The following is a 1,305-nucleotide window of genomic DNA, read 5'->3' on the forward strand; positions in this document are numbered from 1 at the left end:
CCATCCGGGTCACGGGGCGCGATCGCACCGGGGACCTGGTGGACTGCTCGGCGCCGTCGCAGGCCTTCTCCGGCATGACGTTCAAGCAGCTCGCCGACACGCTGTGCAAGCCGTTCGGCATCACGGTGTACGACGAGACGGTCGACGAGAAGAAACTGACCGTCTCGCAGAAGAAGGCCGGCAAGAAGGGCACGCCACCGAAGTCCGCGCGCGTGGGCGGTGCCTTGCCCAAGGCTGCGTGCCAGAACTCCGAGAGCGTGTTCCGGATCCTGCAGCGCCTGGCGAAGAACGAGGGCGTGCTGCTGGTTTCCGATGCGGAGGGCGGGTTGCTGCTCACGCGTGCAGGGCGCGCGGGGACGATCTCCACGCCGCTCGAGCTCGGCGTCAACATCCTGGCGGCTGAGTACGAGCATTCGCAGGCCAACCTGTTCTCCGAGATCACCGTGAAGGGTCAGGCCTCGATGCAAGACGCGGACAGCGCTGGCGGCAAGTTCGAAAACTGGATCAGCCCCAAGCACACGGTGAGCCGCGGCAGCGGCGGGACTCGGACTGGAAACAGCGAGATCACCCGGTACCGGCCGCTGATCATCGTGGCGGAGGCCCAGGCCGATGCGCGGCGCGTCAAGCAGCGCGCCGAGTGGGAGGCCAGCAACCGCGAGGCCAAGTCGCGCACCTACAAGGCCACCGTGCAGGGCTGGTATCCGAGTGCAGACGATGGCGACATCTGGCGCATCAACGGCCTGGTCCGCGTGCGGGACCCGTGGGCGCGCATCGACGAGGACTGGTTGCTGGCCGCGGTGGAGTTCAACCTCGACGAGGCGGGCAGCCGCTGCACGCTGGAGCTCACCAGTCCGAAGGCCTTCGAGGAGTTGCCCGAACTGCCACAGCCGCCGGCGGGTGCCGCCGGGGCAGGCGCGTCGGGCGGAAAAATGGAGAAGTGGTGATGCTAGAAGCCATCCAGACGATGCTGGAGCCGGTCAGGAACAAGGTGGGGCTCATGGTCGGTCGTTGCGTGCTGCGCGCCATCACCGACGCCGGCAAGCTGCAGCGTGTCCAGGTGCAGGCGCTGGCCGATGAAACACACGATGACGTCGAGCGGGTCCAGCAGTACGGCTTCACCAGCGTGCCCTTCGCTGGCGCCGAGGGCGTGGTGGTGTTCGTCGGCGGCAACCGCGACCACGGTCTGGTGATCGCGGTCGACGACCGTCGCTATCGCCTGGTCGGACTCTCAGCCGGGGAGGTGGCGCTCTATGACGACCAGGGCCAGAAGGTGCATCTCACGCGCACGGGGATCGTGGTCGACGG

At 67.6% G+C, this 1,305-nt stretch carries 2 protein-coding genes; both read left to right on the forward strand.

The features are described from left to right. Window positions 1-944, forward strand: a 944-nt coding sequence (locus AC3WON_RS31070) for a phage baseplate assembly protein (RefSeq protein ID WP_492353481.1), incomplete at its 5' end; no start/stop codon positions are given. After that, the coding region (locus AC3WON_RS31075) for a phage baseplate assembly protein V (protein ID WP_492353482.1) at window positions 944-1,305 on the forward strand (362 nt) is incomplete at its 3' end. The genes AC3WON_RS31070 and AC3WON_RS31075, both read left to right, overlap by 1 nt.

The sequence above is a fragment of the Cupriavidus sp. FW305-46 genome (genome assembly GCF_058787075.1).